Annotated in this window: 12 protein-coding genes; 6 read left to right on the plus strand and 6 right to left on the minus strand. The window is 64.2% G+C overall.

Annotated elements, in window-relative coordinates; genetic code table 11:
• Window positions 1-8: 8 nt before the first annotated feature.
• From F6X62_RS00940 to F6X62_RS00960, 5 genes are all read right to left on the minus strand, one after another.
• Window positions 9-1241 carry an electron transfer flavoprotein subunit alpha/FixB family protein gene (locus F6X62_RS00940; protein ID WP_153772440.1) on the minus strand — a complete coding sequence of 411 codons (1233 nt, stop codon included), beginning with the start codon at window positions 1239-1241 and terminating at the stop codon, window positions 9-11.
• The gene (dgcB, locus tag F6X62_RS00945; RefSeq protein ID WP_153772441.1) at window positions 1241-3196 is read right to left on the minus strand and encodes a dimethylglycine demethylation protein DgcB; all 1956 of its coding nucleotides are present in this window, start codon (window positions 3194-3196) and stop codon (window positions 1241-1243) included. Before dgcB ends, F6X62_RS00940 begins: the two co-directional genes overlap by 1 nt.
• 187 nt (window positions 3197-3383) lie before the next feature.
• Entirely contained in the window at window positions 3384-5444 is a 2061-nt protein-coding gene (gene dgcA / locus F6X62_RS00950; RefSeq protein WP_054891725.1) for a dimethylglycine demethylation protein DgcA, read from the minus strand.
• Between the two features lie 15 nt (window positions 5445-5459).
• Window positions 5460-5990 (minus strand): DUF5943 domain-containing protein, encoded by a 531-nt coding sequence (locus F6X62_RS00955; protein ID WP_054891724.1) that lies wholly within the window; start codon window positions 5988-5990, stop codon window positions 5460-5462.
• A gap of 213 nt (window positions 5991-6203) precedes the next feature.
• A complete protein-coding gene (locus F6X62_RS00960) occupies window positions 6204-7181 on the minus strand; it encodes a dipeptidase (RefSeq protein WP_009404077.1) in 978 nt (325 codons plus the stop codon).
• A 275-nt stretch (window positions 7182-7456) separates the two neighbouring features.
• Here F6X62_RS00960 and F6X62_RS00965 point away from each other — a divergent pair, with 275 nt between their 5' ends.
• Entirely contained in the window at window positions 7457-7858 is a 402-nt protein-coding gene (locus F6X62_RS00965; protein WP_054891723.1) for a lysozyme inhibitor LprI family protein, read from the plus strand.
• A gap of 52 nt (window positions 7859-7910) precedes the next feature.
• On the opposite strand, the gene F6X62_RS00970 is transcribed toward F6X62_RS00965, so the two are convergent.
• Window positions 7911-8855 carry a GlxA family transcriptional regulator gene (locus tag F6X62_RS00970; RefSeq protein ID WP_153772442.1) on the minus strand — a complete coding sequence of 315 codons (945 nt, stop codon included), beginning with the start codon at window positions 8853-8855 and terminating at the stop codon, window positions 7911-7913.
• A gap of 148 nt (window positions 8856-9003) precedes the next feature.
• On the opposite strand from F6X62_RS00970, the gene choX reads away from it, so the two are divergent.
• From choX to F6X62_RS00995, 5 genes are all read left to right on the plus strand, one after another.
• The gene (choX, locus tag F6X62_RS00975; protein ID WP_054891721.1) at window positions 9004-9948 is read left to right on the plus strand and encodes a choline ABC transporter substrate-binding protein; all 945 of its coding nucleotides are present in this window, start codon (window positions 9004-9006) and stop codon (window positions 9946-9948) included.
• Window positions 9949-10090: 142 nt separating this feature from the next.
• Window positions 10091-10978 (plus strand): 3-keto-5-aminohexanoate cleavage protein, encoded by an 888-nt coding sequence (locus F6X62_RS00980; protein WP_054891720.1) that lies wholly within the window; start codon window positions 10091-10093, stop codon window positions 10976-10978.
• 142 nt (window positions 10979-11120) lie between these two features.
• A complete protein-coding gene (locus F6X62_RS00985; protein WP_153772443.1) occupies window positions 11121-12086 on the plus strand; it encodes an L-carnitine dehydrogenase in 966 nt (321 codons plus the stop codon).
• Between the two features lie 10 nt (window positions 12087-12096).
• Entirely contained in the window at window positions 12097-12573 is a 477-nt protein-coding gene (locus F6X62_RS00990; protein WP_153772444.1) for a thioesterase family protein, read from the plus strand.
• Between the two features lie 342 nt (window positions 12574-12915).
• Window positions 12916-13173 carry a hypothetical protein gene (locus F6X62_RS00995; RefSeq protein ID WP_153772445.1) on the plus strand — a complete coding sequence of 86 codons (258 nt, stop codon included), beginning with the start codon at window positions 12916-12918 and terminating at the stop codon, window positions 13171-13173.
• The last annotated feature ends 352 nt before the right edge of the window (window positions 13174-13525 follow it).

Here is a 13525-nt window from a genome sequence, read left to right on the forward strand (position 1 = left end):
TCGTGCCCTTATGCCGCGTCGCGCTGAGCGCCGCTGCGGTAGTTGTCCACAGCCTCGATCAGCGCCTGGAGAATCGCCGCGCTGTCGCCAATCACCGACAGGTCGGCCCGTTTGATCATGTCGCAGCCGGGGTCCATGTTGATCGCCACCACCTTGTCGCAGGCACCGATCCCCTGCAGGTGCTGGATCGCCCCGGAGATACCCACAGCCACGTAGACCCGCGCCGTGACCCAGGTGCCGGTGGCCCCGACCTGACGGTTGCGCGGCATGAAGCCGTCGTCCACCGCCACCCGCGAAGCGCCTTCGGTAGCGCCAAGCGCCACGGTCGCCCTGTGGAAAAGCTCCCAGTCCTTCACGCCGTTACCACCGGAGACGATGAATTCCGACTCGGCCATGGCGATCGAGGCAGGATCCACCGCGACTGGCCCCAGGTCTTCGATACGCGACAGGCTGCGCGCCACGCCTGTGGACAACTCCACCGGCAACGCTTCGTGACGGGTTTCGCTGACCGGCTCGGCGCATTCGGCGGCGGCCAGGATCAGGCGCGGCAGACCTCTCTGCAGGTCCTGCTGACCGGCACCGGCGCGGCCGATGCACTGGCCGTCCTTGATCTGCCAGACCCGCGTGGCCGGGCGCTCGCCCAAGGCGGCGCCCAGACGCCGACCCAGTTCGCCGCCACCGGTGCGGCTGTCGGGTAATAGCCAGTGTCGTGGCGCGAACTCGTTATCCACAGCCCGCAAGCCCTGGACAAGCTGCTCGGGCACGTAACCTTCGAACGCTTCGCCTTCAATGACCAGCAGGCGGTCGACGCCGGCTGTGGAAAAGTTAGTTTCCTTGTGTTCACCGAACACCACCGCCAGCACCGCACCGTCACTGCCGGCAAGGCTGCGGGCAAGGCCGAGCAGGTCGCGGTCGTGGCTGCCGAGGCGGCCACCGACCATGTCAGGCACCACGGCGATGTAGAACGCCGGATCCGCCACTTGATGCAAGGGCAATTGCACCTCGGCGGCTGCCGTGCGCCGACCACCGATCGCCGTGCCCTGCTGGGCGCCGCTGCGGTCGATACGCTTGAGGCCACTGGGGCCGATGAAACCGGCGGCGATGGCGTGAGGATTCTTGCGGATGAGCCCATGGGGGCCCATCCAGCGGGTCTGTTGCGTCTGCATCGCCGCGTGCAGCGGATGCAGGCGGTTACGGGCAATCCACTCGGCGCGAGGATCGCGGCGGATGATGTCGCTCATCAGTGCACCTCCGCAGGTTCACGTTTTACCTGGTTCGATTTGCTCGCGGCGGCGGGGGCGTCGTCCTCGATCAGCACATCGGCGACCAACTCGGCCAGGTCCTTGATCTGTGGCCGCGGTTCGACCACACCTTCAAGCATTGCCGTGCACTGTGGACAACCCACCGCCACCAGTTCGGCCTCGGTCTCGCGGATATCATCCATGCGCATGTCGGGAATGCGCTGCTTGCCTGGGATGTCGGTGATCGGCGCACCGCCGCCACCGCCACAGCAACGCGAACGGAAGCCCGAGCGCTGCATCTCGCGCACCTCGATGCCCAAGGCCTTGAGCACGTCGCGCGGGGCTTGGTACTCGCCGTTGTAGCGCCCCAGGTAGCACGGGTCGTGGTAGGTCACGCTACCGCCCTTGTGCTGGCCGAGGTTGAGCTTGTTGGCGGCGATCAATTCGGCGATGTAGGTACTGTGGTGCTGCACCTGGTACTCGCCGCCCAGGGCGCCGTATTCGTTCTTCAGTACATGGAAACTGTGCGGATCGCAGGTGACGATGCGCTGGAAGCGGTATTGACCCAGGGTCTGGATGTTGCGCTTGGCCAGTTGCTGGAAGGTCGCTTCATCGCCCAGGCGGCGGGCCACGTCTCCGCTGTCGCGCTCCTCCAGGCCCAGCACGGCGAAGTCCACACCCGAGGCCTTGAGCACCTTGACGAAGGCACGCAGGGTGCGCTGGTTGCGCATGTCGAAGGCGCCGTCACCGACCCAGAACAACACCTCGGTGGTCTTCACCTCCGACAGCAGTTTCAGGTTCAGGTCGGCGGCCCAGTTCATCCGCCCACCGGGGTTGAAGCCGCCGGGGTTGTCGGTGGCGATCAGATTGTCCAGCACCTCGGCGCCTTTGTTCGGCGTCGCGCCCTTTTCCAGCGTGAGGTGACGGCGCATGTCGACGATGGCATCGACGTGCTCGATCATCATCGGGCACTCCTCGACGCAGGCGCGGCAGGTGGTGCACGACCACAGCGTCTCGGCATCGACCAGGCCGCTGACGATCGGCTGGTGTGGATGACCGCCGTGCTCACCCACCGGTTTACCGGGGTACGGGCTACCGGCAAAGGTCGCATCGGTGCCACCGGCCAGGCCGATGACCATGTCCTGGATGAGCTTTTTCGGATTCAGCGGCTGGCCGGCGGCGAATGCCGGGCACATCGCCTCGCACTTGCCGCACTGCACGCAGGCGTCGAAGCCCAACAGCTGGTTCCAGGTGAAATCGACCGGTTTCTCCACACCCAGCGGTGCGTTCGGGTCTTCCAGATCGAGCGGTTTGAGGCCAGTGGAGCGACCGCCACCGAAACGCTCGGCACGGCGGTGCCAGGCCAGGTGCAGGGCACCGGCGAAGGCGTGCTTCATCGGCCCGCCCCAGGTCATGCCGAAGAACAGCTCCGACACACCCCACAGCACGCCTAGGCCAAGAATGCCGACCATCACCCAGCCGCCGGTATTGGCCGGCAGGATGCCCGCGACCGGCAAGGTGGCGATGAAAAAGCTCGCGGCGAACACCAGCAGGCTTTTCGGCAGACGCATCCACGGCCCCTTGGACAGGCGAGCGGGCGGATTCAGACGACGCTTGAAGACGAAGATCGCGCCGCTGAACATGATCACCGTGGCCACCAGCAGTGCGTAGCCAAGGATCTTGCTCTGCAGGCCGAAGCCGTGCACCAGGATCGCCAGCAGCGCCGACAGCACGAAGCCGCCTGCAGTGGCGACGTGGGTCTTGGACATGTACTTGTCGCGCTCGACCACATGGTGCAGATCGACCAGGTAACGCCGCGGCATGGCCAGCAGGCCACCGAGCAGGTCGACCTTGCTTGGACGTCCGCGCCGCCACATGCGCACACGACGCAGAGCCCCGAGCACCGCCAGGGCGAGCGCGGCGAACAGCAGGATGGGTAGAAGGGTGTTCAACATGGGAGGCTCCCACAACAGCTGGATTCTTGCGCCACTCTCAAGTGCGGCGCGGACCCTGTGGGAGCGGGTTCACCCGCGAATGCGTCCGTTCAGGCAACGGTGATGTCAGTACTGACGCATTCGCGGGTAAACCCGCTCCCACAGGGGGCCAATCCCGCCCTCGGCGGCGGTGTTCATGCCTGTGCGATCAGAAATCCTTGCACAGCCGCAAGGCGTCATAGATCGCCGCATGCACGTTGCGCTGGGCCACGCAGTCGCCGATGCGGTACAGCAGGTAGCCCTCGCCAGGCTGGCTGAGGATCGGCTGCGGCTGGATCGCGAACAGGGCATCGATGTCGATCTGGCCCTTGTTGCGCGAACCCTCCTTGAGCCCGTAATACAGCTCCTCGTCCGGACGCACGCCGTTCTCGATCACCACCTGGTCGACCACACGCTCTTCCTTGGCCCCGGTGTATTCGTTCTCGAGCACCGCCACCAGCTTGTCGCCCTCGCGGTAGACCTTCTCCAGCATCATGTCCCCGGTCATGATCACTTCCTTGGGGTAGATGCTGCGGTAGTAGGTCGGGAAGGTCGTGCCGCCCATGGCTACGCCCGGCTTGATGTCGTCGGTGACGATCTCGACCTGGCTGCCCTTGTCGGCGATGAAGTCGGCGGTGGACATGCCGGTGAATTCGCAGATGGTGTCGTACACCAGCACGTTCTTGCCCGGCGCAACCTTGCCGTCGAGCACGTCCCAGCTACTGACCACCAGCCCTTCGGCGGCACCCCAGTGCTCGTTCTGCTCGATGAACGGATGACCGCCCACTGCCAGCACGATGATGTCCGGGCGCAGGTCCTGGATGGTCGCGATGTCTGCCGCCGTGCCCAGGCGCAGGTCGACCTTCAGGCGCGCGAACTCCAGCTGGTACCAGCGGGTGATGCCGGCGATCTGGTCGCGCTGCGGTGCCTTGGCGGCGATGGTGATCTGCCCGCCGATCTGCTCCTTCTTCTCGAACACGGTGACGTCATGGCCACGCTCGGCGGCCACCCGTGCGGCCTCCATGCCGGCAGGGCCGGCGCCGACCACCACCACCTTGCGTTTCGGCCCGGTGGACTTCTCGATGATGTGCGGCACGCCCATGTATTCACGGGACGTCGCGGCGTTCTGGATGCACAGCACGTCCAGGCCCTGGTACTGACGGTCGATGCAGTAGTTGGCACCGACGCACTGCTTGATCTGGTCGATCTGGCCCATCTTGATCTTGGCGATCAGGTGCGGGTCGGCCATGTGCGCACGGGTCATGCCGACCATGTCGACGTAGCCGCCTTCGAGAATACGCGTGGCCTGGTTCGGGTCCTTGATGTTCTGCGCGTGCAGCACCGGGACCTTGACCACTTCCTTGATGCCGGCCGCCAGGTGCAGGAATGGCTCCGGCGGGTAGCTCATGTTGGGGATGACGTTGGCCAGGGTGTTGTGGGTGTCGCAACCCGAACCGACCACGCCGATGAAGTCGATCATGCCGGTGGCGTCGTAGTACGCGGCGATCTGCTTCATGTCCTCGTGGCTCAGGCCATCGGGGTGGAACTCGTCACCGCAGATACGCATACCCACGCAGAAATCGTCACCGACCTCGGCGCGTACCGCCTTGAGCACTTCCAGGCCGAACTTCATGCGGCCTTCGAAGCTGCCGCCCCACTCGTCGGTACGCTTGTTGACCCGCGGGCTCCAGAACTGGTCGATCATGTGCTGGTGCACCGCCGACAGCTCCACGCCGTCCAGTCCGCCTTCCTTCGCCCGGCGCGCGGCCTGGGCGTAGTTGCCAATCACCCGCCAGATCTCTTCCACCTCGATGGTCTTGCAGGTGGCGCGGTGCACCGGCTCGCGGATGCCGGACGGCGACATCAGCGTGGGCCAGTGGAAACCGTCCCAGCGTGAGCGACGGCCCATGTGGGTAATCTGGATCATGATCTTGGCGCCATGCTTGTGCATGGCGTCGGCGAGGTTCTGGAAGTGCGGAATGATGCGGTCGGTGGAAAGGTTCACCGAGGCCCACCATTGCTGCGGACTGTCGATGGCCACCACCGACGAGCCGCCACAGATGGCCAGGCCGATGCCGCCCTTGGCCTTCTCTTCGTAGTACTTCACGTAGCGCTCGGTGGTCATGCCGCCGTCGGTGGCGTAGACCTCGGCGTGCGCGGTGCTGAGCACCCGGTTGCGGATGGTCAGCTTGCCGATCTGGATCGGCTGGAACATTGCTTCGAATGCCATGACGCTCTCTCCGGCTTACAACGGCTTTGTAACGAACAGGCCATCTTCGTGACCTTCTTCAGAACCGCCATAGACCTGCTCCGCCACAGTGCGGATCGAGCTGCCACGGGCAGCGAGGATCTGGTCCATGGCACCGGCGAACCAGCCGGTGAACATGTAGTCGACCTTGCGGCCGCATTTGCCATACACGTAGACGAACGCCGAGTGCTTGAGCTTGACGCTGCATGTGCCTTTGTCGAGGTCGATGTCCTGGATCTCGAACAGGCCCCAGCCACGCTGGCTCAGGCGCTTCATGTAGTGCTCGAACACCGCCACGCCTTCCAGGCCATGGCACTCGGCCTCTTTTTCGCACCAGTGCCAGGCGGATTTGTAGCCTGCCTTGTAGAGGATCTCGGCATAGGCGTCGGCGCCCAGCACCTCCTCGATACCGATGTGGTTGTTGACGAAGAAATGCCGCGGTACGTACAGCATCGGCAGGGCATCGGACGTCCAGACACCGGTCTCGCTGTCGACTTCGATAGGCAATTGCGGGGCGATCTTGGCCATGGAAACTCAACTCCATAAAATTTTTGGATTCGGTCAAAAGCCGCTTTGGCTTTTGCTTTTATAAACAGCCGCAGTGAGTGCTGTTGGGACCGTAGCGAGCGCGCCGAGCGCAAGGAAGGGCCGAAGCGAAAAGCGAGACAGTGCCGAGGCACGGCGAGCTTTTCGTGAGGGCCTGACGCAGCGATCGGTGCGCGCAGTAGGCCCCAGCAGTACTCACTCGCCCCAGACGTCTTTTAGTACGTTCACCCAGTTCTCGCCCATGATCTTGCGTACCACGCGCTCGGAATGGCCGCGCTTGAGCAGGGTTTCGGTGAGGTTGGGGAATTCGCCCACAGTGCGGATGCCCAGCGGGTTGATGATCTTGCCGAAGTTGGTCAGGCGACGGGCGTAGCCCTTGTCGTGGGTCAGGTACTCGAAGAAGTCCTGGCCATGGCCCTGGGTGAAGTCGGTGCCGATACCGATGGCGTCTTCACCAACGATGTTCATGGTGTACTCGATGGCCTCGGCGTAGTCGTCGATGGTCGAGTCGATGCCCTTGGCCAGGAACGGCGCAAACATGGTCACGCCGACGAAGCCGCCATGGTCGGCGATGAACTTCAGCTCTTCATCGGACTTGTTGCGCGGGTGCTCTTTAAGGCCCGACGGCAGGCAGTGGGAGTAGCAGACCGGCTTTTTCGATTCGAGGATGACTTCCTCGGAAGTCTTGGAGCCCACATGCGAGAGGTCGCACATGATGCCGACACGGTTCATCTCGGCGACGATCTCGCGGCCGAAGCCCGACAGACCGCCATCACGCTCGTAGCAACCGGTGCCGACCAGGTTCTGAGTGTTGTAGCACATCTGCACGATGCCCACGCCCAGCTGCTTGAACACGTCGACGTAGGCAATCTGGTCTTCGAACGCATGGGCGTTCTGGAAGCCGAAGAGGATGCCGGTCTTGCCCAGCTCCTTGGCCTTGCGGATGTCGGCAGTGGTGCGCACCGGCATCACCAGGTCGCTGTTTTCGCGGATCAGCTTCTGGCTGGCGGCGATCTGGTCGACCGTGGCCTTGAAACCTTCCCAGACCGACACGGTGCAGTTGGCTGCGGTCAGCCCGCCTTTACGCATGTCTTCGAACAGCTCGCGGTTCCACTTGGCGATGATCAGGCCATCGATGACGATGCTGTCGGCGTGTAATTCGGCTGGGCTCATCAGGCTGTCCCCTTTTGTCGAGTTGGGCGACGCCGAATCGTGTGCCGGCGCTTTGGGGCCAGCATATGCCTGCGGCCCTTGTCGCCCCGATGCAAAAACGACAGGGGGTTTGCCGAAAGCGTCAATGAGCGACATGGCATGCTCTGGCACGCCGCTTGGCAATGAGAGCAAGTCTCGACAAGAACCGTTCATGAACATTTTCCTTGCCCTCTACCACCCGGCTCTAGGCTGAGCGAGAATCTCGACGATTCGTCAGCCTGTTCAGGAGAAAACGGATGAAATCAAAGGCATGGCTGGTACTGCTGTTCGTGGCGCTGGGCGCCCAGGCCGCCGAAGAAGAAAGCACGCCCTGCGACAATGTCGAGACCGACCAGCAGACCTATGCGTGCGCGGCGTACAACAAGCAGACCGCCGAACGCGAACTGAAGGCCGCCTACGACGACCTGATCCAGCGCATCCGTGACCAGTATGCGGATGAAAACGACAAGGCCGTTGCGCTCAGCGGACGCATGGAGGCGGCCGAGAAGCTCTGGACCCAGTTGCGCGATGCCGACTGCAAGGTCGAGACCTATGCCGAGAAACCTGGCAGCAAGGCCTTTGAAGCGGCGTGGAATACCTGCGTGGCGCAGCGTAGCGACGAGCGCTCGGAGTATCTGCAGTCGGTGGGGCAACAGTGACTCTAATGGCCCTTTCGCGGGCAAACCCGCGAAAGGGCCAGCGCTGACCCCATCACACCGCCCTGGCCAACCTGTCCTCCCGCGGGCAGCGCTCGAACCGCGCCCGATAACAGCGGGTGAAATACGACGCCGACTCGAACCCGCACGCTACCCCCACTTCAAGCACGCTCATATCGGTCTGGCGCAGCAGTTGCCGAGCCTTGTCCAGCCGCAGTCGCAGGTAGAAACCACTGGGCGTGTCGTCCAGGTGCAGGCGAAACAGGCGCTCCAACTGGCGACGGGTCACCTGCACGGCATCGGCCAGTATCTGGGTGTTGAGCGGCTGCTCGGTGTTGCGCTCCATTTCGCCGATCACCTTCACCAGCTTCTTGTTGCGAATGCCGTAGCGGGTGGCGATCTCCATGCGCTGGTGATCCTGGCGCGGCCGGATGCGGCTGACCACGAACTGCTCCGACACCTGGATCGCCAGTTCGCTGCCGTGGGCCTGGGCGATCAGGTCGAGCATCAGGTCGATGGAGGCGGTCCCCCCGGCGCAGGTGATCCGTCGACGGTCGATCTCGAACAGCTCCTGGGTCGCCTGCAGGCGTGGATAACGCTCCTTGAACGCTTCCAGCGCCTCCCAGTGCAAGGTCGCGCGATAGCCGTCGAGCAGGCCCGCCTCGGCCAGCACCAGCGCACCGGTATCGATACCGCCGAGCGTGCCGCCATCATGCTCTACCCGCCGCAGCGCCTGTTGCAGCACCGGGCCGTAGCAGGCCAGCGGCTCGAAGCCGGCGACAACCAGCAGCATCCCTCCCCGCTCTCTGTCAGACAGCGCCTGGTCGGCATTGACCGACATGCCGTTGCTGGCCTGCACCGGGCCGCCGTCCAAGCTCAGCACCTGCCAGCGATACAGCGCTCCCCGAAAGCGATTGGCCACCCGCAAGGGCTCCACCGCACTGATGAAGCCCAACGCAGAAAACCCCGGCAAGAGAAGAAACTGGATCGTTTCCGGCATCGCTTACTCCTGGGAAGTGGGTGGTCGCTGCAGTGCAACTCTTGGTCGCCAGCGTGCGATTGCCCACTGTGCCATGGGCGTAATTTTTTTCCCACGGCCCGCAGAGGCCGGATCCCATAACAATACGCACTGCCGATGGAGAGCCACCATGCATCGCTTTATCCGCCGCAGCCTGTTGTCCCTCGCTCTCAGCACCACCGTGGTCACCCCGCTGTTCGCCGCCGAGCCCGCCGCCTGCAAGAACGTGCGCCTCGGTGTGGTCAACTGGACCGACGTCATCGCCACCAGCGCCATGGCCCAGGTCCTGCTCGACGGCCTGGGCTACCAGACCAAACAGACCAGCGCCTCGCAACAGATCATCTTCGCGGGCATCCGCGACAAGCGCCTGGACATGTTCCTCGGGTACTGGAACCCGATCATGACCCAGACCATCACCCCGTTCGTCGATGCCAAGCAGGTCAAGGTCCTCGACCAGCCCAGCCTGGAAGACGCCCGCGCCACGCTCGCAGTACCCAAGTACCTGGCCGACAAGGGCCTGAAGAGCTTTGCCGACATCCACAAGTTCGAGAAGGAACTGGGCGGCAAGATCTACGGCATCGAGCCAGGCTCGGGCGCCAACACCCAGATCAAGGCGATGATCGCCAGCAACAAGTTCGACCTGGGCAAGTTCCAGCTGGTCGAGTCGAGCGAAGCCGGCATGCTTGCCGCCGTCGATCGTGCCGTGCGCCGCAATGAAGCCGTGGTGTTCTTTGGCTGGGCGCCGCACCCGATGAACGTGAACATCGACATGGTCTACCTGGGCGACAGCCAGGACGCCCTGGGCCCGGACGAAGGCCGTGCCACGGTGTGGACCGTCACCGCGCCCGACTACGCCGAACGCTGCCCCAACGCCAACCGCCTGCTGGCCAACCTGAAATTCAGCGCCGAGGACGAGAGCCGCATGATGCAGCCGCTGCTCGATCACAAGGACCCGCTGGAGTCGGCACGCCAGTGGCTCAAGGACCACCCGCAAGACAAGGCCCGCTGGCTTGAAGGTGTGACCACCTTCGACGGCAAGCCGGCAGCTGACAACCTCAAGCTCACCGCCAACTGACCCGGCCTCTTCGCGGGCAAGTCGGAGCGCCGAACCGCCGCTCCTACAGGTTATGCGCATGCCATGAGCATGTAGGAGCGGGCTGCCCGCGAAAAACCCAACACCGAACTCACAGAACAGACAAGCCTGAAGGATTTACCCCATGAACCACGACGTCATCATCACCTGTGCCCTGACCGGAGCCGGCGACACCGTTGCCAAGAGCCACCTGGTCCCGGTCACCCCCAAGCAGATCGCCGAAGCCGCCGTCGAGGCCGCCAAGGCCGGCGCCACCGTGGTCCACTGCCACGTCCGTGACCCACAGACTGGTCGCTTCAGCCGCGACGTCGCGCTGTACCGCGAAGTGATGGAGCGTATCCGCGAGTCTGACGTGGACGTGATCGTCAACCTGACTGCCGGCATGGGCGGCGACCTGGAGATCGGCCCGGGCGAAGCACCGATGGACTTCGGCGCCGGCACCGACCTGATCGGCCCGCTGGAGCGCCTGGCCCACGTCGAGGCGCTGCTGCCGGAAATATGCACCCTGGACTGCGGCACGCTCAACTTTGGCGACGGCAACTCGATCTATGTTTCCACCCCGGCGCAACTGCGCGCGGGTGCCAAGCGCATCACCGAGCTTGGCGTGAAGGCGGAGCTGGAAATCTTCGATACCGGCCACCTGTGGTTCGCCAAGCAGATGATCAAGGAAGGCCTGCTCGAAGACCCGCTGTTCCAGCTGTGCCTGGGCATCCCATGGGGTGCGCCTGCCGATACCACCACCATGAAGGCCATGGTCGACAACCTGCCGGCCAACGTCACCTGGGCAGGCTTCGGCATCGGCCGCATGCAGATGCCGATGGCCGCACAGGCGGTGCTGCTGGGCGGCAACGTGCGCGTGGGCCTGGAAGACAACCTCTACCTCGACCGTGGCGTGCTGGCCAGCAACGGTCAACTGGTCGAACGCGCGGTGGAGATCATCTCGCGCCTCGGTGGCCGCGTGCTGACCCCGGCCGAAGGCCGCGAAAAAATGAATCTCAAGCGTCGCGGATAAAACAGCCCCGCCGCAATCCCTGTGGGAGCGGGCTTGCCCGCGAAAAATACGGCGCGGTGCATGGCACCGGCTTCGCCGGTGTTCGCGGGCAAGCCCGCTCCTACAAGGCCCGCGCCAACCTCAAGCACACAGAGAGACTGATATGCCTTTCATCACCAACATCAAGACTTTCGCCGCCCTCGGTAGCGGCGTCATCGGCAGCGGCTGGGTCGCACGCGCCCTGGCCCACGGCCTGGACGTGATCGCCTGGGACCCGGCCCCCGGCGCCGAGCAGGCCCTGCGCAAACGCATCGCCAACGCCTGGCCAGCCTTGGAGAAACAGGGCCTGGCACCGGGCGCGGCGCAGGATCGCCTGACGTTCGTCGCCACCATCGAGGAATGCGTACGCGACGCCGATTTCATCCAGGAAAGCGCCCCCGAGCGCCTGGACCTCAAGCTCGATCTGCATGCCAAGATCAGCGCCGCGGCCAAGCCCGATGCGATCATCGGCTCCAGCACTTCGGGCCTGCTACCAAGCGAGTTCTACGAGTCGGCCACCCACCCCGAGCGCTGCGTGGTCGGCCACCCGTTCAATCCGGTGTACCTGTTGCCGCTGGTGGAGATCGTCGGCGGCAAGCACACCGCGCCTGAAGCCATCGAGGCAGCGAAGAGCATCTACACCGCGCTGGGCATGCGCCCGCTGCATGTGCGCAAGGAGGTCCCCGGCTTCATCGCCGACCGTCTGCTCGAAGCGCTGTGGCGCGAGGCTCTGCACCTGGTCAACGACGGGGTGGCCAGCACTGGCGAGATCGACGATGCGATTCGCTTTGGCGCGGGTCTGCGCTGGTCGTTCATGGGCACCTTCCTCACCTACACCCTGGCCGGGGGCGATGCGGGCATGCGTCACTTCATGTCGCAGTTCGGCCCGGCGCTGAAGCTGCCCTGGACCTACCTGCCAGCGCCAGAGCTGACCGACAAGCTGATCGACGACGTGGTCGACGGCACCTCCGAACAACTGGGCGAACGCAGCATCGCGGCACTGGAGCGCTATCGTGACGATACCCTGTTGGCGGTGCTGGACGCTGTGAAGAACAGCAAGGCCAAGCACGGCATGGCCTTTGGCGACTGAGGAGACTGCGATGCCCGCACTGATCACCTACCGCACCCCGGTTCAGCAAGACTGGGTCGATTACAACGGGCACCTGCGCGATGCCTTTTACCTGCTGATCTTCAGCTATGCCACCGATGCGCTGATGGAGCGCATCGGCCTGGACGCCGACAGCCGCGGCCAGAGCGGCAACTCGCTGTTCACCCTGGAGGCGCACATCAACTATCTGCACGAGGTGAAGCTCGGCACCGAGGTCTGGGTGCAGACGCAGATCATCGGCTTCGACAAGAAGCGCTTGCACCTGTACCACACGCTGCACCGCGCAGGCTTCGACGAAGCCCTGTCGGCCAGCGAGCAGATGCTGCTGCACGTGGACCTGGCGGGGCCGAAGTCGGCGCCGTTCAGCGAGCGCAGTGCCGCGTTGCTGCAAGGGCTGGTGGATGAGCAGCGTGGCCAGGCACCTGCCGAGTTCGTGGGCCGGGTGATCGGTTTGCCTGCACGAACCTGAAGCCTCTCCCGAGGCCGCCCGCGCCCCCCGGCCCGGCCGGGGCAAGACAGCGCGCTGTCTTCTTCGCGGGCGAGCCCGCTCCCACAGACAGCCAAAAAAAAGCCCCGGAAGCCGTGAGCGTCCGGGGTCGAGAGCGAGCAACATCCACTGTGCGTGAAGTGAGGGTGACCAAACCCTCGGTGCCGTGAATGACTCCAGTGTGCTCACTTCCCTTCTGCCTGATTTAGCCGGGAACGACCTGTTCTTAGCCAAAGCGGCCATCGCGACGTTATGCCCTTGCGAGGTTGTCGTACTGGTCACAGAATCAGTCGTAAATCACGGCACCAGACAAGGACTACAACCATGATGCATGCGGATTTGATCGACCAGGACGACCTGCTGGGCCACCTGCGCGCACGCGGGTTCGACATTCCGGCCGGTGCCAGCGCCGAGCAGGCGTGCGAAGTGGTGGTGCGCGGGCTGACCGAGCCCAATGCCCGGGCGTTGAAGGGAATGGTGGAGCAGATGTACACCGGCAGCGCGACCATCCTGCCGGCGGTACGTCAGGCGATCGACAAGCAGCTGCTGCCGGCGTTGGCGCAGTTCAACAAGCGGGGCTGAACCTTTAGACCGAGTCGCCTGCTTCGCGGGTAAACCCGCTCCCACAGGGATTGGTCTGGCCTTCAGATTTTGAGCAAGACAGTTGCTCCCACAGGGGTCACGCGCCCCCTGTGGGAGCGGGTTTACCCGCGAAGAAAGCGCCGCCGTCTCCCACAGGGATTGGGCTGGCCTTCAGGTTTTAAGCAAGACAGTTGCTCGCACAGGGTCACGCAATCCCTGTGGGAGCGGGTTTACCCGCGAAGAAAGCGCCGCCGTCTCCCACAGGGATTGGGCTGGCCTTCAGATTTTGAGCAAGACAGTTGCTACACAGGGTCACGCGCCCCCTGTGGGAGCGGGTTCACCCGCGAAGAAG

It is taken from the genome of Pseudomonas sp. MNR3A (assembly GCF_009650575.1).
GTDB classification, from domain to species: domain Bacteria; phylum Pseudomonadota; class Gammaproteobacteria; order Pseudomonadales; family Pseudomonadaceae; genus Aquipseudomonas; species Aquipseudomonas machongensis.

What these genes read in the sequence shown, in the direction of transcription:
- F6X62_RS00940 (WP_153772440.1), bottom strand. Translation starts at nt 1,241, where the DNA reads ATGAGCGACATCATCCGCCGCGATCCTCGCGCCGAGTGGATTGCCCGT.
- dgcB (WP_153772441.1), bottom strand. Translation starts at nt 3,196, where the DNA reads ATGTTGAACACCCTTCTACCCATCCTGCTGTTCGCCGCGCTCGCCCTG.
- dgcA (WP_054891725.1), bottom strand. Translation starts at nt 5,444, where the DNA reads ATGGCATTCGAAGCAATGTTCCAGCCGATCCAGATCGGCAAGCTGACC.
- F6X62_RS00955 (WP_054891724.1), bottom strand. Translation starts at nt 5,990, where the DNA reads ATGGCCAAGATCGCCCCGCAATTGCCTATCGAAGTCGACAGCGAGACC.
- F6X62_RS00960 (WP_009404077.1), bottom strand. Translation starts at nt 7,181, where the DNA reads ATGAGCCCAGCCGAATTACACGCCGACAGCATCGTCATCGATGGCCTG.
- F6X62_RS00965 (WP_054891723.1), top strand. Translation starts at nt 7,457, where the DNA reads ATGAAATCAAAGGCATGGCTGGTACTGCTGTTCGTGGCGCTGGGCGCC.
- F6X62_RS00970 (WP_153772442.1), bottom strand. Translation starts at nt 8,855, where the DNA reads ATGCCGGAAACGATCCAGTTTCTTCTCTTGCCGGGGTTTTCTGCGTTG.
- choX (WP_054891721.1), top strand. Translation starts at nt 9,004, where the DNA reads ATGCATCGCTTTATCCGCCGCAGCCTGTTGTCCCTCGCTCTCAGCACC.
- F6X62_RS00980 (WP_054891720.1), top strand. Translation starts at nt 10,091, where the DNA reads ATGAACCACGACGTCATCATCACCTGTGCCCTGACCGGAGCCGGCGAC.
- F6X62_RS00985 (WP_153772443.1), top strand. Translation starts at nt 11,121, where the DNA reads ATGCCTTTCATCACCAACATCAAGACTTTCGCCGCCCTCGGTAGCGGC.
- F6X62_RS00990 (WP_153772444.1), top strand. Translation starts at nt 12,097, where the DNA reads ATGCCCGCACTGATCACCTACCGCACCCCGGTTCAGCAAGACTGGGTC.
- F6X62_RS00995 (WP_153772445.1), top strand. Translation starts at nt 12,916, where the DNA reads ATGATGCATGCGGATTTGATCGACCAGGACGACCTGCTGGGCCACCTG.